The organism is Sandarakinorhabdus sp. DWP1-3-1 (assembly GCF_049896705.1).
GTDB lineage: Bacteria > Pseudomonadota > Alphaproteobacteria > Sphingomonadales > Sphingomonadaceae > Sandarakinorhabdus.
The window spans coordinates 1,424,460-1,450,348 of the sequence record NZ_JAFCUV010000001.1 but is presented as its reverse complement, the minus strand read 5'-3'; the positions used below and the strand labels follow the sequence as shown (position 1 = coordinate 1,450,348).

The 25,889-nt window shown below is 66.8% G+C and carries 24 protein-coding genes; 13 read left to right on the top strand and 11 right to left on the bottom strand.

Annotated elements, in window-relative coordinates; translation table 11 throughout:
- The first annotated feature begins 1 nt into the window (after position 1).
- From ACP7AI_RS07095 to ACP7AI_RS07075, 5 genes are all read left to right on the top strand, one after another.
- On the top strand, positions 2-790 hold the full coding sequence (locus ACP7AI_RS07095) for a LysR substrate-binding domain-containing protein (RefSeq protein ID WP_426165553.1): 789 nt from the start codon (positions 2-4) through the stop codon (positions 788-790).
- A 116-nt stretch (positions 791-906) separates the two neighbouring features.
- The gene (locus ACP7AI_RS07090) at positions 907-1,287 is read left to right on the top strand and encodes a c-type cytochrome (RefSeq protein ID WP_426165551.1); all 381 of its coding nucleotides are present in this window, start codon (positions 907-909) and stop codon (positions 1,285-1,287) included.
- A gap of 344 nt (positions 1,288-1,631) precedes the next feature.
- The gene (locus ACP7AI_RS07085) at positions 1,632-3,515 is read left to right on the top strand and encodes an ABC-F family ATP-binding cassette domain-containing protein (RefSeq protein ID WP_426165549.1); all 1,884 of its coding nucleotides are present in this window, start codon (positions 1,632-1,634) and stop codon (positions 3,513-3,515) included.
- A gap of 349 nt (positions 3,516-3,864) precedes the next feature.
- On the top strand, positions 3,865-4,344 hold the full coding sequence (locus ACP7AI_RS07080) for a c-type cytochrome (protein WP_426165547.1): 480 nt from the start codon (positions 3,865-3,867) through the stop codon (positions 4,342-4,344).
- 5 nt (positions 4,345-4,349) lie between these two features.
- Positions 4,350-5,264, top strand: coding sequence for a c-type cytochrome (locus ACP7AI_RS07075; RefSeq protein WP_426165545.1), 915 nt, complete (start codon positions 4,350-4,352; stop codon positions 5,262-5,264).
- Here the strand turns inward: ACP7AI_RS07075 and ACP7AI_RS07070 are convergent.
- The 9 genes from ACP7AI_RS07070 to ACP7AI_RS07030 all read right to left on the bottom strand — a co-directional run bounded on the left by ACP7AI_RS07070 (position 5,234) and on the right by ACP7AI_RS07030 (position 15,795).
- Complete coding sequence (locus ACP7AI_RS07070; RefSeq protein ID WP_426165543.1) at positions 5,234-5,653, bottom strand: response regulator; 420 nt, start codon at positions 5,651-5,653, stop codon at positions 5,234-5,236. The two genes, ACP7AI_RS07075 and ACP7AI_RS07070, sit on opposite strands and share 31 nt — an antisense overlap.
- Positions 5,650-6,834: an ATP-binding protein gene (locus ACP7AI_RS07065; protein WP_426165541.1), complete on the bottom strand. Its 1,185-nt coding sequence runs from the start codon at positions 6,832-6,834 to the stop codon at positions 5,650-5,652. Before ACP7AI_RS07065 ends, ACP7AI_RS07070 begins: the two co-directional genes overlap by 4 nt.
- A gap of 72 nt (positions 6,835-6,906) precedes the next feature.
- Positions 6,907-8,586, bottom strand: a complete 1,680-nt coding sequence (locus tag ACP7AI_RS07060; protein ID WP_426165539.1) for a DUF885 family protein — start codon at positions 8,584-8,586, stop codon at positions 6,907-6,909.
- A 74-nt stretch (positions 8,587-8,660) separates the two neighbouring features.
- Entirely contained in the window at positions 8,661-10,637 is a 1,977-nt protein-coding gene (gene parE / locus ACP7AI_RS07055) for a DNA topoisomerase IV subunit B (protein WP_426165537.1), read from the bottom strand.
- A 439-nt stretch (positions 10,638-11,076) separates the two neighbouring features.
- Positions 11,077-12,489 (bottom strand): type I glutamate--ammonia ligase, encoded by a 1,413-nt coding sequence (gene glnA / locus ACP7AI_RS07050; protein WP_426165535.1) that lies wholly within the window; start codon positions 12,487-12,489, stop codon positions 11,077-11,079.
- Positions 12,490-12,533: 44 nt separating this feature from the next.
- Positions 12,534-12,872: a P-II family nitrogen regulator gene (locus tag ACP7AI_RS07045; protein ID WP_426165533.1), complete on the bottom strand. Its 339-nt coding sequence runs from the start codon at positions 12,870-12,872 to the stop codon at positions 12,534-12,536.
- A gap of 165 nt (positions 12,873-13,037) precedes the next feature.
- A complete protein-coding gene (locus tag ACP7AI_RS07040; protein WP_426165531.1) occupies positions 13,038-13,808 on the bottom strand; it encodes an SDR family oxidoreductase in 771 nt (256 codons plus the stop codon).
- 20 nt (positions 13,809-13,828) lie between these two features.
- On the bottom strand, positions 13,829-15,472 hold the full coding sequence (locus ACP7AI_RS07035) for a spinster family MFS transporter (RefSeq protein ID WP_426165529.1): 1,644 nt from the start codon (positions 15,470-15,472) through the stop codon (positions 13,829-13,831).
- A 116-nt stretch (positions 15,473-15,588) separates the two neighbouring features.
- The gene (locus ACP7AI_RS07030) at positions 15,589-15,795 is read right to left on the bottom strand and encodes a hypothetical protein (RefSeq protein ID WP_426165527.1); all 207 of its coding nucleotides are present in this window, start codon (positions 15,793-15,795) and stop codon (positions 15,589-15,591) included.
- A gap of 251 nt (positions 15,796-16,046) precedes the next feature.
- On the opposite strand from ACP7AI_RS07030, the gene msrA reads away from it, so the two are divergent.
- Positions 16,047-16,586, top strand: coding sequence for a peptide-methionine (S)-S-oxide reductase MsrA (gene msrA / locus ACP7AI_RS07025; RefSeq protein WP_426165525.1), 540 nt, complete (start codon positions 16,047-16,049; stop codon positions 16,584-16,586).
- An 82-nt stretch (positions 16,587-16,668) separates the two neighbouring features.
- Here the strand turns inward: msrA and ACP7AI_RS07020 are convergent, their stop codons facing one another.
- On the bottom strand, positions 16,669-18,687 hold the full coding sequence (locus tag ACP7AI_RS07020) for a prolyl oligopeptidase family serine peptidase (RefSeq protein WP_426165523.1): 2,019 nt from the start codon (positions 18,685-18,687) through the stop codon (positions 16,669-16,671).
- 95 nt (positions 18,688-18,782) lie between these two features.
- On the opposite strand from ACP7AI_RS07020, the gene ACP7AI_RS07015 reads away from it, so the two are divergent.
- The 6 genes from ACP7AI_RS07015 to ACP7AI_RS06990 all read left to right on the top strand — a co-directional run bounded on the left by ACP7AI_RS07015 (position 18,783) and on the right by ACP7AI_RS06990 (position 23,505).
- Complete coding sequence (locus ACP7AI_RS07015; protein ID WP_426165521.1) at positions 18,783-19,955, top strand: acyl-CoA dehydrogenase family protein; 1,173 nt, start codon at positions 18,783-18,785, stop codon at positions 19,953-19,955.
- A gap of 56 nt (positions 19,956-20,011) precedes the next feature.
- The gene (locus ACP7AI_RS07010; RefSeq protein ID WP_426165519.1) at positions 20,012-21,169 is read left to right on the top strand and encodes a DUF3089 domain-containing protein; all 1,158 of its coding nucleotides are present in this window, start codon (positions 20,012-20,014) and stop codon (positions 21,167-21,169) included.
- Positions 21,170-21,172: 3 nt separating this feature from the next.
- Entirely contained in the window at positions 21,173-21,655 is a 483-nt protein-coding gene (ruvX, locus tag ACP7AI_RS07005; protein ID WP_426166572.1) for a Holliday junction resolvase RuvX, read from the top strand.
- Between the two features lie 66 nt (positions 21,656-21,721).
- Positions 21,722-22,090, top strand: coding sequence for a peptide-methionine (R)-S-oxide reductase MsrB (msrB, locus tag ACP7AI_RS07000; protein ID WP_426165517.1), 369 nt, complete (start codon positions 21,722-21,724; stop codon positions 22,088-22,090).
- 156 nt (positions 22,091-22,246) lie between these two features.
- Positions 22,247-23,167: a peptidylprolyl isomerase gene (locus ACP7AI_RS06995; RefSeq protein ID WP_426165515.1), complete on the top strand. Its 921-nt coding sequence runs from the start codon at positions 22,247-22,249 to the stop codon at positions 23,165-23,167.
- Positions 23,164-23,505, top strand: a complete 342-nt coding sequence (locus ACP7AI_RS06990; RefSeq protein ID WP_426165513.1) for a DUF952 domain-containing protein — start codon at positions 23,164-23,166, stop codon at positions 23,503-23,505. The genes ACP7AI_RS06995 and ACP7AI_RS06990 overlap by 4 nt, the downstream gene beginning before the upstream one ends.
- Before the next feature lie 56 nt (positions 23,506-23,561).
- On the opposite strand, the gene ACP7AI_RS06985 is transcribed toward ACP7AI_RS06990, so the two are convergent.
- Complete coding sequence (locus ACP7AI_RS06985) at positions 23,562-24,173, bottom strand: glutathione S-transferase family protein (protein WP_426165511.1); 612 nt, start codon at positions 24,171-24,173, stop codon at positions 23,562-23,564.
- A 143-nt stretch (positions 24,174-24,316) separates the two neighbouring features.
- On the opposite strand from ACP7AI_RS06985, the gene ACP7AI_RS06980 reads away from it, so the two are divergent.
- Positions 24,317-25,750, top strand: a complete 1,434-nt coding sequence (locus ACP7AI_RS06980; protein WP_426165509.1) for a Do family serine endopeptidase — start codon at positions 24,317-24,319, stop codon at positions 25,748-25,750.
- Positions 25,751-25,889: the final 139 nt, after the last annotated feature.

Below are 25,889 nucleotides of genomic sequence, written 5' to 3'. Positions count from 1 at the left end.
GATGAAGCGCACGCACCTGCCGCTGAATGCGCTTCGCGTGTTCGACGCCGCCGCCCGGCACCTGTCGTTCACCAAGGCGGCGGACGAGCTTGCGGTCACGCCCGCCGCCGTCGGCCAGCAGATCCGTGCGCTCGAAGACACGCTCGGCGTTGTGCTGTTCAAGCGCATGACCCGCAACTTGGAGCTGACGGCGGAGGCCGAACGCTCGCTGCCGGCGCTGCGGGCGGGGTTCCTCAATTTCGAGGAAAGCGTCCGCATCCTCCAGGACGGGCAGGGTTCGAAGGTGCTGACGATCGCGGCGCCGCGCGATTTCACGGCGAAGTGGCTGAATGCCCGGCTGGCGCATTATGCTGCGCAGCATCCCGACATCCGCTTCGTCATCGCCGGCAGCGACGGCGTGCCCGATTTCACCCAGGCCAACCTCGATCTGGCCATCGTCTATTCGGGCGAGCCGGAGGCGGAGGGCATCCATGGCCGCACGCTGACGCCCGAGACGCTGGTGCTGGTCGGCCCGCCCGATACTGGAGAGCTGCCGCGCATCGCGCATCCGGGCGATCCGCAGGCGCCGGGATTGACGGTCGCCGATGCCGGGCTGGCGATCGATGCCGCAGCATCGGGGCTGGGGCAGGCGCTGGTGCCGGCGACGCTGGCGGCGGCCGACCTGGAGGCGGGCCGCGTAGTGGCGCTGGGCGAACCGCAGGCGGCAAGCGCGGCGTATTGGCTGATCGCGCCGACGCCGCAGTGGCGGCAGGCCAAGGTTCGAAGCCTCGTCGAACATCTGCTGACCTGAGCTTGTGCAGCCCCGCGACTTTCCGACCGATTGTTAACGTTTCCAGCGTCGTCTAGAAATTGCGACGCCCGCTGAAACCGTCTATTGGGCATTTTCCACGAAACCCGAGAGGCCGCATGACCAAGATTGCTTTCGCCACGATCGCCGCTGCCGCGGTGTCGGTTGCCACCATGTCGACCCCCGCCGCCGCCGCCGGCGACCCCGTCAAGGGTGCCGCCGTGTTCAACCAGTGCAAGGTCTGCCATGTCACCGACAAGGGCGTGAACCGCGTCGGCCCGTCGCTGTTCGGCGTCGTCGGTCGCAAGGCCGGCACCGTTCCGGGCTACACCTATTCGGCCGCCAACAAGAACAGCGGGCTGACCTGGACCGTAGCTCAGCTCGACGCCTACCTTGCCGCACCGCAGAAGGTCGTCAAGGGCACCAAGATGGCGTTCGCCGGGCTGAAGAAGCCGGAAGATCGCGCCAACGTGATCGCGTTCCTCGCGACGAAGAAGTAAGGCGCAGCGCCACGCGCGCATAACGGCAGATTTGCATAGCAAATCGCTGTGATGCGCCGACAGGCGCAAGCCCGGCCGGCGGGGCGGTTGGCCAGAAGGCCGACCGAACCCGCCCGACGCCAGCATGGGCTTTGCCCATGCCCTTCCTAGAGAAAACGGCCAGCAGGGACTCCCCCTCGCTGGCCGTTTTCACGAGCGCAGCAAGAGCGTGGCAAAGCCCATGCCGACGTCATACGGGTTCGGCGCGTCTCGCCCGCGCCGCCCCGCTGGCCGGTGTCGCGCCTGTCCGCGCCCTGCGCTGCGCGCTGGTCGACGGCTGCACTTCGCCATGCTACCTGCTCCGCATGCTGACCATGAACGCCGTCACCGTCCGCCTCGGCGGCCGGACCATCCTCGACAATGCGACCGCGACTTTGCCGCCGCGGGGCCGCATCGGGCTGATCGGCCGCAATGGCGCCGGCAAGTCGACGCTGATGAAGGTCATCGCGGGTACGCTCGATCCCGACAGCGGCAGCGTCGAAATGCCGAAGAGCGCGCGGCTCGGTTATGTCGCGCAGGAGGCGCCGGCGGGGCAGGGCACGCCGTTCGAAACCGTGCTCGCCGCCGATGTCGAGCGCGCCGCCCTGATGGCCGAGGAGGAGGCTGGGCATGTCGAGCCCGGCCGCCTTGCCGAGATCCACGACCGCCTGATCGCCATCGATGCCTATACCGCCGCGGCCCGCGCCAGCCGCATCCTCGTCGGCCTCGGTTTCGACGAGGCGGCGCAGCATCGCCCGCTCGACAGCTATTCGGGCGGCTGGCGGATGCGTGTCGCGCTGGCGGCGCTGCTCTTTTCGCAGCCCGACCTGCTGCTGCTCGACGAGCCGTCGAACCACCTCGATCTCGAAGCGACGATGTGGCTGGAAAGCTTCCTCAAGACCTATCGCGCCACCATCGTCGTCATCAGCCACGAACGCGATCTGCTGAATAACGTCGTCGACTGCATCCTGCATCTCGAACAGGGCAAGATCACGCTCTACCCCGGCGGCTATGACGATTTCGAGCGGCAGCGTGCCGAGCGCCTGGCCCAGCTGGCCAGCGCCCGCGAGGCCCAGGCGGCGCAGCGTGCCAAGCTGCAGGATTATGTCGCCCGCAACAGCGCCCGTGCGTCGACCGCCAAGCAGGCGCAGTCGCGGCAGAAGGCGCTGGCCAGGATGCAGCCGATCGCCGAGGCGGTAACCGATCCTACCCTCGTCTTCAACTTCCCGTCGCCACAACCGCTGAAGCCGCCGCTGGTCCAGCTCGACCATGCCGCGGTCGGTTATGACGGCCGCGCCATCCTGCAGCAGATCGACCTCAGGCTCGATCCCGACGACCGGCTGGCGCTGCTGGGGCGCAACGGCAACGGCAAGACGACGCTGGCACGGCTGCTGTCGGGGCAATTGCCGCCGATGGAGGGCACCAAGCACGCCCCGGGCAAGCTGCGCGTCGGCTATTTCACCCAATATCAGGTCGAGGAGCTCGACAGCGACGACAGCCCGCTCGAGCATATGAGCCGGCTGATGCGCGGGGCCAACCCGAGCCAGGTGCGCGCGCAACTGGGGCGTTTCGGCTTTTCGGGGGCGATGGCGGAACAGAAGGTCGGAAAGATGTCGGGCGGCGAAAAGGCGCGACTGGCACTGGCGCTGATTACCCGCGACGCGCCGCACCTGCTCATCCTCGACGAGCCGACCAACCACCTCGACGTCGATACGCGTGAGGCGCTGGTCCAGGCGCTCAACGATTATGAAGGCGCGGTCGTGGTGGTCAGCCACGATCGCCACATGATCGAGGCGAGCGCCGACCGGCTGGTGCTGGTCGACGCCGGGCGGGCGACCGAGTTCGCCGGGAGCCTGGACGATTATACCGACACCATCCTGGGCAAGGGCCCGGCGTCGCCCGAAGGCAGCAAGGGCAAGAGTTCGGGCGGCAACAAAAAGGACGATCGCAAGGCGGCCGCCGCGGCGCGCGAGGCGGCATCGGGCCTGCGCAAGACGGTGAAGGACGCCGAGGCCGAGACCGCCCGGCTGACGGCGCGGATCGCCGAGATCGACCGCGCGCTGGCAGACCCGAAATCGGCCAATGCGTCGGACATGCATCGGCCGGCCAAGGACCTGATGCGCCTGCGTGGCGAGGCCGAGAAGGCGCTGGCCCAGAGCGAGGCCAATTGGCTGGCGGCGAGCGAGGCGCTGGAAGCCGCGATGGCCTGAGGCCGGGGCCAGGAGCAACTGTCACCCCGGCGAGCCGAAGCCGACCGAAGGTCAACGCCGGGGCCCATGAACCACGATCTCCGCTAGGCTGGCGCACGTTTCCCGCCATCGCGTCACAGGCTGGAACCAAGCGTCTTCTCTGGCGGGCAAGGACAGGCGCGGGGTCTCGGGCAGCGCCGGGATGACGTTCTTCGGTGGCCGAGTTGGTGGGTTATGGGGCCCCGGCCTTCGCCTTCGGTCGCCTTCGGCTCGCCGGGGTGACAGGTTTGCTAGGCAGCGCTGCGCAATTGCCTCCCAGCCCCGCCGCCATCGCCGCAGCGAAATTTCTCCATTGCGCTATTGTCCCGACTTGGCTTTGCTGCGTGTAACGACGCCGCCCAAGGGAGAACCATCGATGCGCATGATGATGTTGCTGCTCGCCGCCACCGTTGCCGCCGCACCGGCGATTGCCGCCGATCCCATCGCCGAACGCCAGGCGATCATGAAGCAGAACGGCAAAGATACCAAGGCGCTGGTCGGTTACATGAAGGGTGAGACGCCGTATGATGCGGCGGCGGTCACGGCGCTGTTCACCAGCATGAATGCGGGTGCCAAGGCCTTTGGCACCAAGTTCCCGCCGACATCGAAGACCGGCGGCAAGACCGAGGCCGCTCCGGCGATCTGGGAAAAGCCCGCCGACTTCAAGGCCGCGGTGGCCAAGTTCCAGACCGATACCGGTGCTGCAGCGGCGGCGAGGCCGGCCAGCCTCGATGCGATGAAGCCGTTGTTCGGCCAGGTCACGGCGAACTGCAAGAGCTGCCACGAGGCGTTCCGCGTCAAGGAACAATAGCCGCGATGCGGCGGGCCGCCATCGCCGTCGCCGCCGTCATCGTGGCGGCAGCGGCGCTGTTCTGGGTGCTGACGATCCCTCCGCGGCTGCCGGCGGACGCCATCGCGGCCGAAGCCAGCGGTGATGCCGGGCGCGGTGCCCGCATCTTCTGGGCCGGTGGCTGCGCCTCGTGCCATGCTGCAGCCGGGGCGCGGGGTGACGATCGGCTGCGGCTGGGCGGTCGCCCGCTGGCAACGCCGTTCGGGCAGTTCCAGGCGCCCAATATCTCGCCCGATCCGGATGCCGGCATCGGCGGCTGGCGGATCGCCGACTTCGCCAATGCCATGCAGCGTGGCGTCGATCCCGACGGGCGGCACCTTTATCCGGCGTTTCCGTACAACAGCTATATCAAGATGACGAAGGGCGATATCGCCGACCTGTTCGCCTATTTGCGGACCTTGCCGCCGGTGGCCACGCGCACCCCCGACACCGCGCTCGGCTTTCCCTACAGCATCCGCCGCGGCGTCGGCCTGTGGAAGCTGATGTATCTCGGCGACGAGAGCCCGATCGTGGCGCTGCCCGCCGGCGCGTCGGCCGCCGTCGTCCGCGGGCGCTATCTGGTCGAGGGGCCCGGCCATTGCGGCCAATGCCACACGCCGCGCATGCTGCAGGGTCTGGGCGGTCTCGATACGGCGCGCTGGCTCGGCGGGGCTGCGAACCCAGAGGGCAAGGGCCGCATCCCCAATATCACCCCGGCGAAATCCGGCATCGGCGCCTGGTCGGCCGCCGAGATCGAAACCTATCTCGAAACCGGTTTCACGCCCGATTACGACAGCGTCGGCGGCAGCATGGTGGAGGTCCAGCAGAACCTGGCGAAGTTGCCCAAGGCCGATCGCGCCGCCATCGCGGCTTATCTCAAATCGGTGCCAGCGGTCGGCTGATCGGGCCGGTCGCCGATCATTTCCCGGGCCGCCGCGACGATCGCCGTCGGCAGGAACGGCTTTTTGAAGAAGCGCGCATCCTTGACCAGCTTGACGGCGTCGGGCGCGTAGCCGGTGGCATAGATGACCGCCAAATCGGGTCGCATCGCGCGCGCCCGTTCGGCGATCGTCCAGCCGTCGATGCTGTCGCGCAGGCTGATATCGGTGAACAGCAGGTCGATGTCGGGACGGCTGGCGACATAGGCCAGCGCCTCGTCGCCATCCGCAGCGGCAAGAACATCAAAGCCTGCATCCTCGAATTCCATCGCGCTGACCTCGCGCAGCAGCGCCTCGTCTTCGACGATCAGGATCACGGGCAGTCGGGTAGCGTCATATGCAATGACCATCATGTCCTTTCCAGCGATTGCTCGGCACCCGGCAGGCGCAACGACACGGTCGTGCCGGCCTCGGGGGTCGAGATGATGTCGACTTCGCCGCCCGACTGGCTGGCAAAACCATAGACCTGGCTCAATCCCAGGCCACTGCCGCGGCCGATTGCCTTGGTCGTGAAAAACGGTTCGAAGGCGCGCGCCACGACGTCTGGCAGCATCCCTGTGCCGGTGTCGATCACCTGCAACTCGACAGCGGCCTCACCATCGATATTGGCGGTGCGAATGGTCAGCGTGCCGCCGTCGGGCATCGCGTCACGGGCGTTGACGATCAGGTTCAGCACGGCGTTCTCGCACTGGCCCTGGTCGATGCACACCGGCCACAAGTCGGGTGCCAGCTCGATCTGCAAGCGGATCGACGGATCGAGCGTGCGCCCGAACAGCGCCATGCTGTCTTCGACAATGGCATTCAGGTCGTGTCTCTCCGGTTGCAGGGGCTGGCGACGGGCAAAGGACAGCAGCTGGTCAGTCAACCGCGCAGCGCGGTCAGCACCATTCTGTGCAGCATCGAGCGCCCCGACAATGCGCGGATTGTCGCTGCCGAAACGCCGGGCCCGATCGACATTGGCGACGACGATGGTCAACAGATTGTTGAAATCATGCGCAATACCGCCGGTCAGCTGGCCAAGCGACTCCATCTTCTGCGCCTGCGCCAGCATCGCCTCGGCACGTTCGCGGGTGGCATTGGCAGTGTGCAGGGCATCGAGCGCGGCGTCGCGCTCGGCGATGCGCAGCATCAGATCGTCGTTCGCCTGCTGCAGCATCTGCGGCGACGGCAGCGCCAGCGCCCGCGGCAGCAGCGGCCACAGCATCACCGCGGTCGCGACGGAAATCACCGCGGTGACCAGCTTGACCAGCGCCTCGGGACCATAGTCGGGGTTCCACAGCGTCCAGATCGACAGGAAATGCGTGGCGCCACACGCAATGATGAAGGCGACGAACAGCCAGGCGACGGCGCGAAAGCGAATGTCGGGGCGGCGGGTCAGGAACACCGCCATGGCGAACGGTATCGAGAAATAGGCCAGCCCCGTGGCGGCATCGGCGACGACATGGGTCCAGATCAGCGCCGGGTCCCACAACAGGCACACGCCGTGGGGTGCCAGGCCTGACTGGCCCAGCAGCTTCTGCAGATACTCGATCATCCCCCGGCTCCCGATGCGGGGATCTGACGCCGCGCAACGCTGCGATTAACGTTCATCATTGCAGCGGGTTCCCTAATGGCCGGCGGGCGCCATCATCTCGTCTTCGATGAGCGCCACCGGCAGGATGCCCGCCGCCATCACGCGCGCGAAGAAGTCGCGCATCACGAATGGGCGACCGGCAATATCGTCGGCATGGGATTGCGCCGCCATCAGGGAATCGAGCTGGATCTTGCCGATGATATAGCTGGGCCCGTAACCCGGCTGGCGGGCATAGAGCAGCTGTTCGAATCCGACGAGTTTGGAGCTGGGATCGGACCAGCCGCGCGGCGTCCAGGTGGCGTGGTACTTGCCGGCGGCGTCGAGATCGAACTCATTGGCCTGGACGCGCAGCGAGGCGATGCCGCGCGCCGCGCGGTTGGCGAGCATGATCCACACCAGTTCACGCCCGCGTGGCAGGTCGTCGTACAGACCCGCCTGCATGGCGACTTCCTCGAACGCCGTCGCAAAGCCTTCGGACCGGTCGGCGTACATGTTGAACGCCGGCGCAAGCTGGCGGATCGGGCTGGCATGCGGCGCCGCGCGCAGCCGCGCCAGGTCCATCCAATGGGTGAAGTGCGAGATCAGCGGCAGCGGATCGTGCATCGTGACATGGCTGAAGAAATTGCGGCTGCCCTCGGGCGCGAACTCCACCGACTGGGCGGCGATGGCAGCGGCGAGATAGGGCTCGCTGGTCGACAGGCCGGTGTCGGCAAAGAAGGCACTGAACTTCGTCTGGCGATCGGCGACCATGCGGGCATAGGCGGCGGCATCGGTCATCGGCACCAGCGGCGGCAGCTTGCGATTGCGCACCTCCTCCAGCCGCAGGCCGGCAAGCGAGCGATCGAGCTCGCGCTGCAGCAGCGTCATCTGCGCGTCCCAGTCATAGGGCGACAGCATCACATTCTTGGCGTGCCAGTTGTAATCGGCCTTGCCGACGCCCGTCGGGCCGGTGCGCTTCGGCGCCTCGGCAGCGATCCAGGCGGCGAAATCGTCGGTGGCGGACTTGGCGGCGGCGATCGCCTTGCGCAGCGCCGGGCTGGCGCCCTTCATGTCGGCGAGGACGGGGCCATCGAGCGTCCGCAGCTTCAGCGTGCCGGCGCCGAGCGCTGCAAGCGTCGCCGACTGGTCCTTGAATGCGGCGCTGCCATAGGACCAGAGATCGTGCGCCGTGCTGGGTGCGAGGTTGCTGCGCGCCGCGGCCAGCGTCGCTGGCACCGATGCCAGCGCCGCCGTCAATGCCTTGTCGTCGGCCGGCTTCAGCGGCCATTGCCAGGCATAGAGATCGATGTTGGGCAGCAGCGTCTGGCCTTCATGGGCCGGCACGTCGCTCCAGTCGGCGGCGATGTTGGCATAGAAACCGGGATCGCGAGCCCAAGGCTTCAGCACGCGCAGGTTGAAATCGAACGCGTTCAGCTCTGCGGCGACGATGCGATGGTCGTTCTTCGCGGCCACGCTCCAGCCGGACGTGTCGATCGCCGCCAGCCGCGCGCGCCACGCCGGCAGCGCGGCCGCCTGGCGGGCGATGCCGGCGGCACTGTAGTCGGCGACGCCGTTGGTCACCGGGGGCGCGACAAACGCCCGCCATTCGGCAAAGAAGCTCGCCAACTGGCTGTAATTGGCCGGCATCGTCGTGCCGGGCACGCCAGGCGCGGCCAGTACGGGAGCGGCAAGTGCAATCGCCAGCGGAAGCGCGCAGCGCAGCAGGATGTTCATCATTCGACCCCTCGTTTCGTTGCTGCGATTAGGTAGCCGAATGACGAAGGGGTCAAGCCCCGCCGCGCGGGACGTCAGGCGTCGAGCGCCTCGGCATCGACCGCATCGGCGTGCGCCTGGATGAAGGCAAAGCGGTGTTCCGGGTTGCGGCCCATCAGCCGTTCGACAAGGTCGGCGACGGCGGCCTTCGCATCGACGCCATCGGGCAGCACGACGCGCAGCAGGGTGCGTTTCGCCGGGTCCATCGTGGTTTCCTTCAACTGCGACGGCGCCATTTCGCCGAGGCCCTTGAAGCGGCCGACCTCGATCTTCGTCTTGCCGGCGAACACCGTCTTCAGCAGCTCGAGCCGATGGGCATCGTCGCGGGCATAGGCGACGGTGCCGCCCGCCGCGAGCCGGTACAGCGGCGGCAGCGCCAGGTAGAGCCGGCCGTCGCGGACGAGCCCGGGCATCTCCTGGAAGAAGAAGGTCATCAGTAGCGTCGCGATATGGGCGCCGTCTACATCGGCGTCGGTCATGATGACGATGCGTTCATAGCGCAGCGCCTCGGGCGAATATTGCCCGCGCGTGCCGCAGCCGAGCGCCTGGATCAGGTCGGCCACTTCGCTGTTGGCGCCGATCTTGGCGGCATTGGCGCTGGCGACATTGAGGATCTTGCCGCGGATCGGCAGGATTGCCTGGGTCATGCGATCGCGCGCCTGCTTGGCCGACCCGCCGGCGCTATCGCCTTCGACGATGAACAATTCGGTGCCGGCGCTGTCGTTGCGGGCGCAATCGGTCAGCTTGCCTGGCAGCCGGAGGTTGCGCTTGCTGGTCGCGGTCTTGCGCTTGACGAGCAGTTCGGCGCGGCGGCGCAGGCGATCGTCCATGCGTTCGATAACAAAGGCCAGCAGCGCCTTGCCGCGTTCGCCCGAGCCGGTGAGCCAGTGATCGAAATGGTCCTTGATGGCGTTCTCGACGAGCCGTGTCGCCTCGGGGCTGGTCAGGCGATCCTTGGTCTGGCTCTGGAATTGCGGGTCGCGGATGAACAGCGACAGCATGATCTCGGCGCCGGTGAACACGTCCTCGCCGGACAGCTCGCCGGCCTTCTTGTTGCCGGTCAGTGCCGCATAGTTCCTGAGGCCGCGGGTCAGCGCCGTCCTGAGCCCGGTTTCATGGGTGCCGCCATCGGGCGTCGGGATTGTGTTGCAGTAAAAGCTTGCGGCGCCTTCGCCATATTGCGGCCAGGCGCAGGCCCATTCGACCGCGCCCTTGCCGTCGGCGAGATCGGCGCGGCCGGCGAACAGCTCGGGTGTCACCAGCTCGCGATCGGCGACGCGTTCCTTCAGATGATCGGCGAGGCCGCCGGGAAACTGGAACACCGCCGCCTCGGGCGTATCACCGTCGAGCAAGGCGGCGGCACCCTTCCAGCGGATTTCGACACCGCCGAACAGATACGCCTTCGATCGCGCCAGCTTGTACAGCCGCGACGCGCGGAACCGCGCTTCCTCGCCGAAGATCTGGGTGTCGGGCAGGAAGCGGATCGTGGTGCCGCGGCGATTGGGCACCGCGCCCATCCGTTCCAGCTTCGACGTCGGGAAGCCGCGCGAAAAGCCCTGGCGGAACAACTCGCGGTTGCGCGCCACCTCGACCGTCATATCGGACGACAGCGCGTTGACGACGGAAATGCCGACGCCGTGCAGGCCGCCCGACGTGGCATAGGCCTTGCCACTGAACTTGCCGCCCGAATGCAGCATGGTCATGATGACTTCGAGCGCCGATTTGTCGGGAAAGCGCGGGTGCGGATCGATCGGGATGCCGCGGCCATTATCGCTTATCGTCAGGCTGCCATCGGACTCCAACGTCACCTCGATGCGGCTGGCATGGCCGGCGACCGCCTCGTCCATGGCATTGTCGAGCACTTCGGCAGCAAGATGGTGGAGGGCGCGTTCGTCGGTGCCGCCGATATACATGCCGGGCCGGCGACGGACCGGTTCCAGCCCTTCCAGCACCTCGATATGGCTGGCATCATAATCGGAAGGCGCCGCGGTCGCGGCGAACAGGTCGCTCATGTCGAACGTTATAGGGGGATGCGCGGCGGCGGAACAGGGTAGGAACGCCACCGGAGCAGGGCATCCGAAAATAATTCGCCCGGGTGTCGTCTTTTCCGTTGCAATCGGCTTTGTTGCAGTGCACAAAGGCGGGGCCAATATGGCGATCCTCCCCAAGGATAGACTTTAGGGCTGGTGCGAAAGCGCCGGCCCTTTTTTCTTGTTTTGCAGGAGGAAATGGGGTAGCGGGTCGCAGGCGGGGCAGCGTTTGCAGAATATGGTGCGCTGCGGCAATGATATGCTTTCGGCTATTCCCGACATAGAAAAGCCCCGGCAAAGCCGGGGCTGACGTCGGACGGGTTCGGACGGCAAAGCCGCCCGCCCCGCCGGCCGAGCTCTTCGCGAGTCTGCGCCTAAGCGCCGGTTCGTGAAGAACGAACCGGCGCTTAGGCGGCAGCCGCTACGAACTGTAATACATATCGAACTCGCACGGCGCCGGGGTCATCTCCCAGCGCATCACGTCATGCATCTTCAGTTCGATATAGGAATCGATCTGGTCGTCGGTGAACACACCGCCCTTGGTGAACACCGCGCGGCTGCGGTCGAGTGCATTCAGCGCTTCGCGGAGCGACGCGCAGACGGTCGGCACCTTCTTCAGTTCCTTGGGCGGCAGGTCATAGAGGTTCTTGTCCATCGGCGCGCCCGGGTGGATGCGGTTCTCGATGCCGTCGAGGCCAGCCATCAGCAGCGCCGTATAGCAGAGATAGGGGTTGGCCATCGCATCGGGGAAGCGGACTTCGACGCGCTTGGCCTTGCCGCCGCTGCCATAGGGGATGCGGCACGATGCCGAGCGGTTGCGCGACGAATAGGCGAGCAGCACCGGTGCCTCGAACCCCGGGACCAGGCGCTTGTAGCTGTTGGTCGACGGGTTGGTGAAGGCGTTGCAGGCCTTGGCGTGCTTGATGATGCCGCCGATGAAGAACAGCGCCATTTCACTGAGGCCGGCATAGCCGTCGCCGGCGAACAGCGGCGTCTTGCCGTTCCAGATCGACAGATGGGTGTGCATGCCGCTGCCGTTGTCGTCCTTGATCGGCTTGGGCATGAATGTCGCGGTCTTGCCATAGGCATGGGCGACCTGGTGGACGACGTACTTGTAGACCTGCATGCGGTCGGCAGTCGTCGTCAACGTGCCGAAGGTCAGGCCCAGCTCGTGCTGGGCAGCGGCGACCTCGTGATGGTGCTTGTCGCACGGCAGGCCCATTTCGAGCATCGTCGAGACCATTTCACCACGCAGGTCGACCGCCGAATCGACTGGGGCGACGGGGAAATAGCCGCCCTTGACGCGCGGGCGGTGGCCCATGTTGCCGACGTCGTACTCACGGCCGGTGTTGGTCGGCAGCTCGATGTCGTCGAGGTGGAAAAAGCCTTCGTTATAGCCGGTGCCGTAGCGGACATCGTCGAATACGAAGAATTCGGCCTCGGGCCCGATGTAGATGGTGTCGCCGATGCCGCTGGCCTTGAGATACGCCTCGCCGCGCTTGGCGGTGGAGCGTGGATCGCGACTGTACAGCTGGCCGGTCGACGGCTCGACGATGTCGCAGATCAGGATCAGCATCGGCGTCGCCGAGAACGGATCGATATAAGTCGCGTCGAGATCCGGCATCAGGATCATGTCGCTCTCGTTGATCGCCTTCCAGCCGTCGATCGACGAACCGTCGAACATGAAGCCGTCGGTCAGCATGTCCTCGTCGATGACCCCGGCCACCATGGTCAGGTGCTGCCACTTGCCCTTGGGGTCGGTGAAACGGAGATCGACCCATTCGATCTCCTTCTCCTTGATCATGTCGAGGATGCCGGCGGCGTTCGTTGCCATGTGTTTCTGACCCTTTGTTGCGTGTTGGCTGGTACTGGAAAAACTCAGATCGCGTCCGAATCGCGCTCCCCGGTGCGGATGCGCACGGCGCTTTCGATGGCGGACACGAAGATCTTGCCGTCCCCGATGCGACCGGTGCGCGCGGCATTGGCGATCGCTTCCACGACGCGTTCGACCTGGTCGTCGTCGACGACGACTTCCAGCCGCACCTTGGGCAGGAAATCGACGACATATTCGGCGCCGCGGTACAGTTCGGTATGCCCCTTCTGGCGGCCAAAGCCCTTGGCTTCGGTCACCGTGATGCCCGACACGCCGACTTCGTGGAGCGCTTCCTTCACTTCATCAAGCTTGAATGGCTTGATAACTGCCTCGATCTTTTTCACCGCGCACCCCATGGATTTGCCGTTGGCCAAGCAATTATCATGCCAGAACCGGTCTGGACTGGAAATGACGGGAAAACCGCCGGAATCGCAAGCCCGCCCGGCATTTTCATGTCGAAACTGTGCCGAAACCACCATCACCTGCCCGAAAATGGGGCAATCGACGGCCTAGACGGTCGTTGCGTAGCCGCCGTCGACGGTCACCACCGACCCGCACAGGAACGCCGACGCCGCCGATCCCAGGAACAGCGCGACGCCGGCCATGTCGTCCGGCGTGCCCCGGCGCTGCATCGGCGTCGCCGCCAGCGACTCCGCGGCAAATTCCTCGGCGATCCCTGCCGTCATCTTCGACGGGAAATAGCCCGGCGCGATGGCGTTGACGGCGATGTGCCGGCCGGCAAGATTCTTTGCCATCATCCGCGTCAGATGCAGGACTGCCGCCTTCGATGCCGCATAGCTGTAGGTTTCGATGCCCGAGACATGCTGGCCGTCGATCGAGCCGATGTTGATGACGCGGGCGTAGCTGTCAGGCGTGGCGGCGGCCTCGAGCAGCTTGATCAGCCGCTGCGTCAGGAAGAACACCGACTTGACGTTGATGTCCATGACCTTGTCCCAGCCGACTTCCGGGAAGCTGTCGAACTCCGCGCCCCAGGACGCGCCGGCGTTGTTGAACAGCACGTCGACCTTGGGCGTCAGCTTCGCGACCTCGGCGGCAAAGCGCTCGATTTCCGCCATCTGCGACAGGTCGGCGGGGATGGCGTGCGCGGCGCTGCCCAGTTCGGCGGCCAGCCCCTCGACATCGCTTGCCTTGCGGCTGGTCAGGATGACGGTGGCGCCGTTTTCGACATAGGCGCGGGCGATCATCTCGCCGATGCCGCGGCTGCCGCCGGTGATGACAACGGTCTTGCCGGCGACAGAGAACAGGTCCTGGATTTTCATGGGTCGGCCTTTCGAAAGGGTCAGATCGGTTCGCCGGCAGCGCGCGCCCGTTCGATGCGGGTCGCTTCGGCGGCGGGCAGCTTGCGATAGACAAGGTACAGGCAGACCAGCGTGAGCGGCGCCATCAGCAGCAGTGCCAGCACGCCGGTTGCCAGGCTGCCGGTGACCTTGGAAACGGCGCCAGTGAAATACGGCCCCAGCCCCAGGCCGAGCAATGTCGTGCCGATGAAATAGGTCGCGGTGGCGGCGCCGCGCATGCGGGGCAGCACCAGGTCCTGCGTCGTCGCCGCGGCGATGCCGACGTACATGCTGCCGAAGGCGAGCGGGATGTTGTAAAGCAGGAACAGCCCCAGGCCGTCGGTGGTGTACATCAGCCAGATGAAGGGCGCCGGCACCAGAACCGCCAGCCCGGCGACGAGGATGCGGCCGCCCGGATTGCGCTTTTTCACCCAGTCGGACACAAAGCCGCCGGTGACGACGCCGATGAAGCCGCCGGCGGCACCCCAGCCACCCAGCGTCAGCGCGACGATTTCCTTGCTCGCATACCAGGGCAGGGCGGCGCCGCTCGCCGCCATCGGCACGACAAAGGTGCGGATGGCATAAGGCGCCGCCCAGAAACCGATCGAATAGCCGACGAACGAGATCGACCCGAAGCCGACCAGCGCCAGCAGGAAGGTTGGCGTGCCCCAGATCAGCGCATAGGTCGGCCGGTCGCGTTCCTTCAGCGATTGCGCCCAGCTGGTCACCGCATAGCCGCCGAGGCAGATCGCCACCCATTGGGGTATGTCACCGGTGACCCGTATCAGCAGCGCCGCCAGCAACGCAAAGGCCGCCGCGACGGCGATGTTGGTGGCCAGCACGCGCGCACCGAACGGTGCCAGGTGGAACAGCGTCAGCGGTGGGATAACGCTCGAAATATCCTCCCACAGCTTGCGTCCGACATTCGGCACCTTCGCCGGTTCCGGCAGCGCTTCGGCGCGGCCGCGGATCGGCTCCTTCAGCGTGGCAACCCACATCGACAGCAGCAGCCCGGGAAAGCCGACCGCGAGAAACGCCGCCTGCCAGCCAACGAGGCCCATCGGGCCACCGGCAGGGTAGGCGGTGTTCCAGGCGCGGACGACGACGGCGCCGATCAGCAGCGAAACGCCGCCGCCGAGGTAAAGCCCGGCCGAATAGATGGCGAGCGCGGTGGCGCGCTTTTCGCGTGGAAACCAGTCCGACAGCATCGAGAACGCCGATGGCGCCGCCGAGGCCTCGCCGATGCCGACGCCGACGCGGGCAAAGCTCAGCTGCAGGAAGTTCGTCGACAGGCCTGACAGTGCCGTCATCGACGACCAGACGAACAGCCCGATGCTGAGCAGCCGGGTCCGCACCCAATTGTCGGCCAGCCGCCCGAGCGGAATGCCGAACAGCGCGTAGAAAACGGCAAAGGCGGTGCCATACAGGAAACCGAGGTCGGCATCCGACAGGCCCAGGTCGCGCTTGATGTCCTCCGCCAGGATCGCGAGAATCTGCCGGTCGATGAAGTTCATCGCATAGACGAGCACCAGCAGGCCGAGCACATATTTGGCGTAAGCGCCGCCCACAGGCGGGAAGTTCGGGTCAACCGGCGCTGCCGGTGACGGCGCCGGTGACGGCGCCGGTGCTGCGTCGCTGCTTGCCATTGGGCTCCCCGCGGTGACGGCGCCGACGCCGTTCGATTCGCTGTCGGTAGCAGGCGATTGTCCTGGGTGAAAGTCGCGACGCAGGCGATTTTATAGATTTGCGCGCGTGGCGGGGTTCAGCGACTCCCGGCGGCGACCGCGGCCGTCGGCGCGGCGTTGTCGTGCGGCATGGCCGGCGCCTGGGCGGCACCGACGCTGATCGCGACCGTTGCCCCGGTGGCGCCGATGACAAGCAGCGGCTTGCGATAGCGGCGCACCAGCCCGCGGCACCAAGCGCCGACGCGTGCCAGGACATTGGGCAATGTCACTTCATAGGGATTCATCGTGCGGCCCGTCTTTTTATCGCCCGATGGTGCCACCGGCCACCGGGATCATCGCTGCGCCATGCTGCGCCGCCATGCCCCCGCATCGCCGACTCTTCCCCCGAGTCGGTCCTGTGGATAACATTTTTTCGCAGCCGCCACCATTGTGGAGGCGATTGTTGCGGCAGGCCGTGCCTTTTGCCGCATCGACTTGCCCTTACAACGGTGCGCGCAAGACCCTAGATTGTCCCCATCCAAAGGTAAAAGGCAGGATGAACATGGCGATCGCAACGCTGGCGGGTGGATGCTTCTGGTGCACGGAAGCGGTGTTCAACGAATTGAAAGGCGTCGACACCGTGGTGTCGGGCTATATCGGCGGCAGCGTCCCCGATCCGAGCTATGAGGCCGTCTGCTCGGGCCGCACCGGCCATGCCGAGGCGGTGCGCATAAGCTTCGATCCGAACGTGGTGTCCTATGCCGAGCTGCTCGACATCTTTTTCCACACCCACGACCCGACGACGCTGAACCGCCAGGGCGCCGACACCGGCACCCAGTATCGATCGGCGATCTTTCCGCACGACGCGGAACAGCGCGCCGAGGCCGAGGCGGCGATCGCCCGCAACCAGGACGTCTGGGACAATCCGATCGTCACCAGCATCGAGCCCGACACGACCTGGTATCCGGCCGAGGATTATCACCAGCGCTATTTCGAGCGGAACGGGACGGCGAACGGCTATTGCGCCGCGGTGGTGGCACCCAAGCTGGCGAAGTTCCGCAAGGGCTATGCGGCGAGGCTGAAGAGCGCAGCGTAGCGATTGCGGAGCATTCGGGTGTAGCGCGCGGACTCGCGCAAGCTGGGCCGGCGTGGCGGCGGGGACTTCCCCCGCCGTCCGGTCACTTCACCAAATATCTGTTGTACCAGTCCACCACGACGAGGTTGGTCTGCAGCCACTGGCTCGGCCGCCCCATGCCGTGGCCGGCCTCCGGCAGTCGCACCATTCGGGTATCGATGCCGCGCCATTTCAGCGCTTGGTAATAGGCCTCGCTCTGGCCGATGGGCGTGCGCCAGTCGGCTTCGCCATCGATGAGGATGGTCGGGGTCTTGACCTTGCCGACCATGCTCAGCGTCGATCGCCGCCAATAATCATCGTGATTGTCCCAAGGGGTGCCCGGCACCCAGTTCTGCAGCGTCACGGCCACGATGTCCGACGTCAGCCCCTGGACCGTCCAGTCGGTCACCGGGCGCAGCGCGGCGGCGGCGCGGAAACGGTCGGTCTGGGCGATGGCATAGGTGGTCAGCACGCCGCCGCCCGAACCGCCGCCGATGAACAGGTTGCGCGCATCGACATAGGGTCGCTTCACCAATTCATCGACGCCCGACATCAGGTCGGCATGGTCGTCGCCGGGATAGGCCTTGTCGATGGCATTGCCGAACTTCTCGCCATAGCCGATCGACCCGCGCGGGTTCGAAAACAGCACGATATAGCCGGCGGCGGCATAGACCTGGTGGGTGATCGAGAAATACGGGCCATAGTCGGTGTTGGGCCCGCCATGGATCTCCAGCGCCAGCGGATATTTCTTCTCGGGCGCGAAATTCGGCGGATACTGCACCCAGCCCTCGATCGGCAGCGCGTCCTTGGATGATGTCCAGGTGACCCGCTCCAGCTTGCCGATCGTCTTGCCGGCGCGCCACTCGCTGTTGAAATCGATCTTCGCAATCTCGCGGCCGCCACGCTGGATGCCAAGCGCCGCCGGCCGGTCGGCCTCGACGGTCGTATAGGCAAAGGTGCCGCCGCCTTCCGACCAGTTGCCGCCCGCCGACGGCAGGTACAGCCGGGTGCCGCCGATGGCATCGACGACCTTGCGCGGCTTGCCGCCCGACAGCGGCACCAGCGCCACCCGCGTCAGCCCGGCGTCGTTGTAGAAGACATGGACGCCCTTGCCGTCCTTCGCCCATTTCGCCTCGATGATCGGCCGGTCTAGCCCGGTGGTCAGCATCCGCGCCGGGCCACCCATAGCCGGCATCACCCACAGCTCCGACTGGCGATAGAATTGCGTGCCGGTCAGCATGCCGGTGAAGGCGATCGACTTGCCATCGGGCGACACCTGCGGATCGTCCTCGACGCCGTCGATGCTGCTCAGCCGCTCGGGCGTGCCGCCGGTTGCGGCGATGCGATACAGGTCGCTTTCGACCGGCAGCCGCTCGTTGCCCGGGCGCACCCGGTTGGAATAGACGATGGCCGTGCCGTCGGGCGTCCAGTCGAAACCGCTGCCGATCTGGTCGGCGTCGCCCTTGGTCAATTGCGTCACCCCGCCGCCGGCGAAATCGAGGACGAACAGCTGGTCGGCGCCCGCGGTGCCATAGCCGGCGCCGTCGAAGCGATAGCGGAAGCTGTCGATAATCTTGGGCGCTGCCGCCCAGGTCGCGCCCTCGGGCTTTTCGGGCATGCTGCCGATCTTGACCGGCGGTGCCTCGACGCGGGCGACAAAGCCGATGCGGGTGCCGTCGGGCGACCAGACGAAGCCGCGCGGCGCGATCTTGCCGCTGGTCACCGGCTTGCCGATGCCCTGCGCCACATCCATCACCCACAGTTGCGGCTTGCCGAGCACGGGCGCGACATAGGCGATGCGGCGGCCATCGGGCGACCATTCCGGCGCCCCGGCCTTGACGCCGGCGGGGATCAGCAGCCGCTTGTCGACGGTCTTGCCGCTTATGGTTGCCAGCCAGATCTCGCCCAGGCGGGTGTCGGTGTCGATGTCGAACGTTGCGCGGTTGAACAGCACGCGATTGCCATCGGGCGCCACTTTGGGATCGGTGACCATCGACAGCTTGTAGAGGTCGCCGGGTTCGAACGGAGTGGCAGCAAGGGCAGGGGTGGTGGCGAGCAGCAGGGCGACGAACAGCGACTTCATGAAGGATCCTTCGGCAAGATGCGGCACCCTACTTCTTCTCCCCTCCCTTTCAAGGGAGGGAAGCGGAGCCGCACCCGCCTCGCTATCATTCCGGCATGACCACCCAATTCGACCAGTGGCGCGCCCGCTCCCCCTATTATGACGACAGCCACGAGGCGGTGGCGCAATCCGTCCGCCGCTTCATGGCGCAGGAGGTGCTGCCCAACATCGATCGCTGGGAGGCCGAGGGCGAACTGCCGCGATCGCTCCACAAGAAAGCCGCCGAAGCCGGCATCCTGGGCCTCAACTATCCGGAGGAATATGGCGGGCATTCCGAAGGCTTCGACATCTTCCATTCGCTGACGCAAAGCGAGGAAATGGCCGCCGCCGGTGCCGGTGGCCTCGGCGCCAGCCTGATGACGCACGGCATCGGCCTGCCGCCCATCCTGGCGCTGGGCAGCGAGGAGATGAAGCGCCGCATCGCCCCCGAAGTTCTGTCCGGCGACAAGATCATCGGCCTCGCCATCACCGAGCCGTCGGGCGGCAGCGACGTCGCGCAACTGAAGACCAAGGCGACGCTGACCGGCAACAAATACATCCTCAACGGCAGCAAGATGTTCATTACCAGCGGCATGCGCGCCGATTACCTGACCGTCGCGGTGCGCACCGGCGGGCCCGGCATGGCCGGCATCTCGCTGATGCTGGTCGAAATGGACCGGCCCGGCATCGGCCGCACCCGGCTCGACAAGATGGGCTGGCGCTGTTCGGACACCGCCGCCATCCATTTCGACGATGTCGAAATCCCGCCTGAAAACCTGATCGGCCCCGAAAACGGCGGCTTTGCCGGCATCATGCGCAACTTCAACGGCGAACGGCTGGGCATGGCGCACGGCTGCTGCGCGATGGCGCGGGTGGCGCTGGCCGAAGCGGTCGAATGGGCGACGACGCGCGAAACCTTCGGCAAGCGGCTGGCCCAGCACCAGTCGATCCGCATCAAGCTCGCAGACTGCGCCCGGCATATCGCCGCGACACAAGCCTGGGTCGATCTCTGCGCCTGGCAATCGAAGACCGGCACCGGCCAGCCGGCGGACTATGCGATGCTCAAGGTCCAGGCGACGCGGATGCTCGAGCATGTCGCGCGCGAGGCGGCGCAGGTGCTCGGCGGTGCCAGCTACATCACCGGGTCGAAGGTGGAGCGCATCTACCGCGAGGTCCGCGTCAACGCCATCGGCGGCGGCAGCGAGGAAATCATGCTCGACCTGGCGGGGCGGCAGTTGGGGTACAGCTGACCCTGCGGCGCTGCCAAGGGTTAACAGGATTGCCCCAAGCCTGCTAAAGCCCCGCCATGCTCGCCCGCCGCTTCCTCTGGATCGTCGCGATCCTCACCATGCTCGTCATCGCCGCGGCGGTGTCCTACGCGCTGTTCGGTGACCGGCTGATTCGCGCCGCGTTGGTGCCGAGCGCCGAATTCACCCCACCGCTACCGGCCGACACGCCCGATTACGCGCTGGTGAAGAACTGGACGGCGCACCCCGACTTGCCGACTGACCCGGCGCGCTGGGTGCCGGCGGGCTATACCGCCGCGCCCCGCCCCGGCGCCGCGGTGTTCTTCGTGCTGCCGACCAGCGTCTTCGATCGCAACAAGTGGAATGCGACGATGACCGACCCCGAAGTCGGCAAGCGCATGGCGATGTTCCTGCGCGGCGAGGCAAGTATCTTCAACGGCATCGCCAGCATCTGGGCGCCGCGCTATCGCCAGGCGACCTTCGGCGCGTTCCTGACCGACAAACCCGAGGCGCAGCGCGCGTTGCAGGTCGCCTATGGCGATGTGCTCGCTGCCTTCGATACCTTTGTCGCCGCCCAGCCCGCCGACCGCCCGATCATCCTCGCCGGCCACAGCCAGGGGTCGCTGCATATCCTGCGGCTGCTGAAGGAACGCGTCGCGGGCACGCCGCTCGCGGCTCGCATCGTCGCGGTCTATGCGCCGGGCTGGCCGATCTCGATCACCGCCGACCTGCCGGCGCTCGGCCTGCCGCTATGCACCATCGCCGACCAGACCGGCTGCATCCTCAGCTGGCAGAGCTTTGCACGGCCCGCAAACTACAAGGAGGTTCGCGACAGCTTCGACAAGAGCAGGGGGCTGACCGGGGCCAACCGGCTGGCTACCGCCATTGCCTGCACCAATCCGCTGTCGGGGATCAGTGATCGAAAGCCGGTGCCGGCAAGCGGCAACTTCGGCGCGCTGGTGCCGAACAGTGACTTCACCGGCGGGACGCTCGCCGCCAAGACCATCGGCGCACAATGCCTCGCCACCGGCATCCTCGACATCGGTGAGCCGCCGGCGGGCTTTACCGCCTATGTGCTGCCCGGAAACAACTACCATGTCTATGATTTCCCGCTGTTCTGGGCAAATCTGCGCGCCGACGCCGAACGCCGGCTCGATCGTTTCGTGCAGCCTGTCGTCGTGCCCAAGCCGCGCCGGATGCGGATGGCCAAGGCCTGACCCCTGGCATTGCTCGCCCTCGCCGGATTTGCCGCGGCGCTGCCCGATGGCGGCCGGCTGGCGGGCCTCGATGCCGGCACCAAGACCATCGGCCTCGCCACCTGCGACGCCGGCTGGACGTTCGCCAGCCCGCATTCGACCATCGCCCGCACAAAGTTCACCGCCGACCTGGCGCACCTCCGCCGCTTCGTCGCCGCCGAACGCATCCGCGGCCTGGTGCTCGGCCTGCCGCTCAACATGGACGGCAGCGACAGCCCCCGCACCCAGTCGGTGCGCCAGCTGGCGAAAAACCTAGGCATTCTCGATCTGCCGCTGCTGCTCTGGGACGAACGCTGGAGCACCCAAGCCGTCGAGCGCGCCATGATCGCCGAGGACCTGTCGCGAAAAACCCGCGCCGAACGCGTCGACCGGCTGGCGGCAAGCTATATCCTGCAGGGGGCGATTGATGCGCTGACCCGGACTCCGATGCCGCAGCCCCACGAATAGGCCTTGGCAAACAGCTCCGCCGCCCCGATTTTGGCAGCAAGCAAGACCGATCTGGGAAGGACCGCCATGACGACCACCCGCGACCTCACCGAGGCGCAGCACGCCGTGCTGCGCGAACACGCCACTGAACGGCCGTTCACCAGCCCGCTCAACGATGAAAAGCGCGCCGGCGACTTTCGCTGCGCCGGCTGCGGCGCGCTACTCTATGTGTCCGACACCAAGTACGAGAGCGGCTCCGGCTGGCCGAGCTTCTACGACGCCGTGCCCGACGCCGTCGCCACGACCACCGACACCAGCCATGGCATGACCCGCACCGAGGTCCATTGCGCCACCTGCGAGGGGCATCTCGGCCATGTCTTCCCCGATGGCCCGCGCCCGACGGGGTTGCGGCACTGCATCAACGGGCTGGCGCTGGAGTTCGAACCGAAGGACTAAGCGCCCTGTTGGTCATCCCGGCGAAGGCCGGGACCCACAAGCTTCGCTACGTGAGCGCCATCCTTGCCAACAGCCTGTGGGTCATGGGTCCCGGTCTGCGCCGGGATGACAGGGCAGCACTTGCCCTCGTGCACCCACCGCGCCATCGTATCGGCCATGATCCTCATCGCCGCGCTCCTCGCTGCCGCTACCCCGGCCCCGCCATCTCCCGCCGACATCGCTGCCGCCGCCCCGGCAAGCGCCTGGCGGCCGATCGCGCCCGACAACCTGATGCTGCTCGAAACCGCGCGCGGCACGCTGGCGATCGAACTCGCCCTCGATTTCGCCCCCGCGCACATTGCCGCCATCCGCGCGCTGGTCACCACCGGGCGCTTCGACGGTGGTGCCATCACCCGCGTCCAGGACAATTACGTCGTGCAATGGGCGGCGAAACCCGATGCGAACAAGACGCTGACCGCCAGCGGCGCCAAGGCGGTGGCCGCCGGCAGCACCGCGACCCCCGGCGGCGTGCCGGTCGGCACCGGGCCGGGCACCGGCCATGCCGCCGTGCTGCCGGCGGAATATGAACGTCCGATCAAGGGCCTGTCCATCACGCCACTCGGTTCCGCCGACACCTATGCGCCGTCGGGCTTCTGGAGCGGCTGGCCGGTGGCGACCGACCCCAAGGCCGGCACCGCTTGGCTCGCCCATTGCTATGGTGCCGTCGGCGTCGGCCGCGACGATCCCCCCGATACGGGTGACGGCAGCGAACTCTACACCGTCATCGGCCATGGCCCGCGCCACCTCGACCGCAACATCACCCTTGTCGGCCGCGTCGTTGCCGGCATCGAAGGCTATGCCGCCCTGCCGCGCGGTACCGGGCCGCTCGGCTTCTACAAGACCCCCGAGGAGCAGACGCCGATCACCCGTGTCCGCTTCGCCGGTGCCGGCGATCCGCGCTACGAGGTGCTCGACAGCGCCAGCCCGGCCTTTGCCGCCTATCTGAAGGCCCGCACCAATCGCACCGGGTTCTTCGTCCGCCCGGCAGGGGCCACCGACCTGTGCAACGTGCAAGTGCCGGTGCGCGTCGCCCGATGATCGTCACCAAGCTGCTGCGCGCCGCCGAATGGGCGCAGTTCCAGGCCGATGGCGTCTTTGCCGGATCGGCGGACGACCTGCGCGACGGCTATATCCACCTGTCGCCACCCGCCGAGGTCGCCGCCACCGCCGCCAAATGGTTTGCCGGCGAGCCCGGGCTGATGGCAGTGACTTTCGATGCCGATGCGCTGGGTGATGCCCTGCGCTGGGAACCGGCGCGCGGCGGGGTGCTGTTCCCGCACCTCTACCGACCGTTGCGGCTGGACGAGGTGATCAACGCTGCTTCCCTCCCGCTTGCGGGAGGGGTCGGGGGTGGGGGAGCCGGGACGCAATCCTGACCCACGCTTACGGCACTTCCCCACCCCCAGCCCCTCCCGTAAGCGGAGGGGAGCGGTCAGGCCTGTGCCGTCTTCGCCCGCTTGAACCCGTCGCGCTCTTGCAGCCGCTCCCAATAGGCTTGCAGGTTCGGACCCAGCTCGCCCAGATGCCCCAGCGTCTCGGCAAATTGCAGCGCATAGGCGACCGAGATGTCCGCGACGGTGAAACGCCCCGCGCACAGATAGTCCCGCCCGTCGGCCAGCGTGCGTTCCGCCAGCACCGTCCGCGCGACGAACCATTTGCGGTAATCGCCCGCCACCTTGGGGTTGCGATTCTCCTCGCGCTCCAGTGTCAGATATCGAAACACCAAGGTCTGCGGAAAGGTCAGCGTCGCCTCGCCATGGTGCAGCCAGTTGAGCCAGGCGCCGAAATCGTCCTCTTCCGCCCGCACCGCCAGGTCACCGCCGTATTTCACCGCCAGATACTCGCAGATCGCGGCGCTTTCGGTCATCTTCGCGGGCCCATCCTCAAAATAAGGGATGGTGCCGAGCGGGTTGGTTTCCAGATATGCCGGCTCTCGCCAGCGCGGCGGAAACGGCAGCGAGACCAGCTCGTATTCGAGCTGCAACTCCTCGAGCGTCCACAGCACCCGAAAAGATCGCGCATCGCGGCAATGCCAGAGCTTCATTTTTGTCCGACCCATCCCATATCGCCGTTCATCACGGCTTCACGCGATCCGGGCAATTGGGCAATTCGCTAGCAACAATCAATTCAGGGCAGTGCATGGCGACGACTATGGCAAGGACTCGGGCAAAGACGGGGATCGGCATCTTGATCGGCGCCGCTGCCGGCGTGGCGCTGGCGCTGGGGGTCAACCAGGTCACCGATCACGCCAGCGTGTCGGCACAGGTGCCACCCGTCGACACCACGCCGCTGACCCGCGTCGCACCCAGCGGCCCGCTGCAAACCATGTCGTTCGCGCCGATCGTCAAGGCGACCGCGCCGGCCGTCGTCAACATCTACACCGCCACCGTGGACCGCAGCCGGCCGTCGCTGATGCAGCAGTTCCTGCAACGCCAGATGGGCGCCGGGCCGGCCCAGCCGCGGGTGCAGCAGTCGCTCGGCTCGGGCGTCATCGTGGCGCCGAACGGCCTCGTCATCACCAACAACCATGTCGTCGCCGGCGCCGACCAGATCCTCGTGGCGCTCGCCGATCGCCGGCAATATCCGGCCAAGCTGGTGTTCGCCGACGCCCGGCTCGATCTCGCGCTGCTGCGCGTCGACACCCAGGGTGCGGCGCTGCCGACGATCCGCATGGGCGACAGCGACCGCGCCGAAGTCGGCGATGTCACCATCGCCATCGGCAACCCGTTCGGTGTCGGCCAGACGGTGACCACCGGCATCGTGTCGGCCGTCGCCCGTACCGGCATCGGCGTCAGCGACTGGCAGTTCTTCATCCAGACCGATGCCGCTATCAATCCGGGCAATTCCGGCGGCGCGCTGCTCGATGGCCAGGGCCGGCTGATCGGCATCAACAGCGCCATCTATTCGCGCGACGGCGGCTCCAACGGCATCGGCTTCGCCATCCCGTCCAAGATCGTCCAGGTGTTCCTGCGCGCCGCCGATACCGGCAAGCTCGTTTCGGGCTGGATCGGCATTGAAGGCGAGCCGCTGACGGCGGAAAGCGCGCGGCTGGCCGGCCTCGACCGCCCCGGCGGATTGCTGGTCACCGCCGTCGCCCCGGGCAGCCCCGGTGCCGCTGCCGGCATCAGGGTGGGCGACGTGCTGCGCAGCGTCGATGGCAAGGAAGTCGCCGATGGCGGCCAGCTGCGCTACAGTCTCGCCACCGAAGGCGTCGGCCGGTCGTTGAGCGTGGTGCTGATGCGCGGCGGCCAGCAGCAGCAGGTGTCCGTCACGCTCGCGGCGCCGCCCGAAAATCCGCCGCGCCAGATCACCCCGATCGCCGGCCAGACCATCCTCAACGGCGTTACTGTCGCCAATTTGTCGCCGGCCTATGCCCAGGAACTCGGCGCCGGCCTGCCCGAACAGGGCGTGGTCGTCGTCCAGATGCAGGCGGCGTCACTGGCGGCGCGGCTTGGCCTGCGGCCGGGCTATCTCATCGAAAGCGTCGGTGGCCAGCCGGTTCGCACCGTCGCCGATGTGGTGGCGCTGTCGCAAAAGGGCGCCGCGTCTGTGCGCTTCAACCACGACGGCCAGCGCACCGAATGCGGCGTTACCAGCGGGCAACTGGTCTGCCGGAGCTGACCGTCTCCTCTCCCTGAAAGGCAGGGGCCGGTGGAGGGTGACTCGGTCCCGTAAAGCCGTCCTTCGGGCCGAAGACACACCCACCCCAGCCCCTCCCTTGAACGGGAGGGGAGCATTGGTGTCCGAAAACCGCCAGACT

Excerpts from the sequence above, each read along its gene's own strand:
- ACP7AI_RS07060 (WP_426165539.1), bottom strand. The coding sequence starts at position 8,586 with ATGAACATCCTGCTGCGCTGCGCGCTTCCGCTGGCGATTGCACTTGCC.
- msrB (WP_426165517.1), top strand. The coding sequence starts at position 21,722 with ATGACGACCACCCGCGACCTCACCGAGGCGCAGCACGCCGTGCTGCGC.
- ACP7AI_RS07040 (WP_426165531.1), bottom strand. The coding sequence starts at position 13,808 with ATGAAAATCCAGGACCTGTTCTCTGTCGCCGGCAAGACCGTTGTCATC.
- ACP7AI_RS06990 (WP_426165513.1), top strand. The coding sequence starts at position 23,164 with ATGATCGTCACCAAGCTGCTGCGCGCCGCCGAATGGGCGCAGTTCCAG.
- ACP7AI_RS07075 (WP_426165545.1), top strand. The coding sequence starts at position 4,350 with ATGCGGCGGGCCGCCATCGCCGTCGCCGCCGTCATCGTGGCGGCAGCG.
- ACP7AI_RS07065 (WP_426165541.1), bottom strand. The coding sequence starts at position 6,834 with ATGATCGAGTATCTGCAGAAGCTGCTGGGCCAGTCAGGCCTGGCACCC.
- ACP7AI_RS06995 (WP_426165515.1), top strand. The coding sequence starts at position 22,247 with ATGATCCTCATCGCCGCGCTCCTCGCTGCCGCTACCCCGGCCCCGCCA.
- ACP7AI_RS07085 (WP_426165549.1), top strand. The coding sequence starts at position 1,632 with ATGCTGACCATGAACGCCGTCACCGTCCGCCTCGGCGGCCGGACCATC.
- ACP7AI_RS06985 (WP_426165511.1), bottom strand. The coding sequence starts at position 24,173 with ATGAAGCTCTGGCATTGCCGCGATGCGCGATCTTTTCGGGTGCTGTGG.
- msrA (WP_426165525.1), top strand. The coding sequence starts at position 16,047 with ATGAACATGGCGATCGCAACGCTGGCGGGTGGATGCTTCTGGTGCACG.
- glnA (WP_426165535.1), bottom strand. The coding sequence starts at position 12,489 with ATGGCAACGAACGCCGCCGGCATCCTCGACATGATCAAGGAGAAGGAG.
- ACP7AI_RS07090 (WP_426165551.1), top strand. The coding sequence starts at position 907 with ATGACCAAGATTGCTTTCGCCACGATCGCCGCTGCCGCGGTGTCGGTT.
- ACP7AI_RS07030 (WP_426165527.1), bottom strand. The coding sequence starts at position 15,795 with ATGAATCCCTATGAAGTGACATTGCCCAATGTCCTGGCACGCGTCGGC.
- ACP7AI_RS07010 (WP_426165519.1), top strand. The coding sequence starts at position 20,012 with ATGCTCGCCCGCCGCTTCCTCTGGATCGTCGCGATCCTCACCATGCTC.
- ACP7AI_RS07070 (WP_426165543.1), bottom strand. The coding sequence starts at position 5,653 with ATGATGGTCATTGCATATGACGCTACCCGACTGCCCGTGATCCTGATC.
- ACP7AI_RS07015 (WP_426165521.1), top strand. The coding sequence starts at position 18,783 with ATGACCACCCAATTCGACCAGTGGCGCGCCCGCTCCCCCTATTATGAC.
- ACP7AI_RS07035 (WP_426165529.1), bottom strand. The coding sequence starts at position 15,472 with ATGGCAAGCAGCGACGCAGCACCGGCGCCGTCACCGGCGCCGTCACCG.
- ACP7AI_RS07095 (WP_426165553.1), top strand. The coding sequence starts at position 2 with ATGAAGCGCACGCACCTGCCGCTGAATGCGCTTCGCGTGTTCGACGCC.
- ACP7AI_RS07020 (WP_426165523.1), bottom strand. The coding sequence starts at position 18,687 with ATGAAGTCGCTGTTCGTCGCCCTGCTGCTCGCCACCACCCCTGCCCTT.
- parE (WP_426165537.1), bottom strand. The coding sequence starts at position 10,637 with ATGAGCGACCTGTTCGCCGCGACCGCGGCGCCTTCCGATTATGATGCC.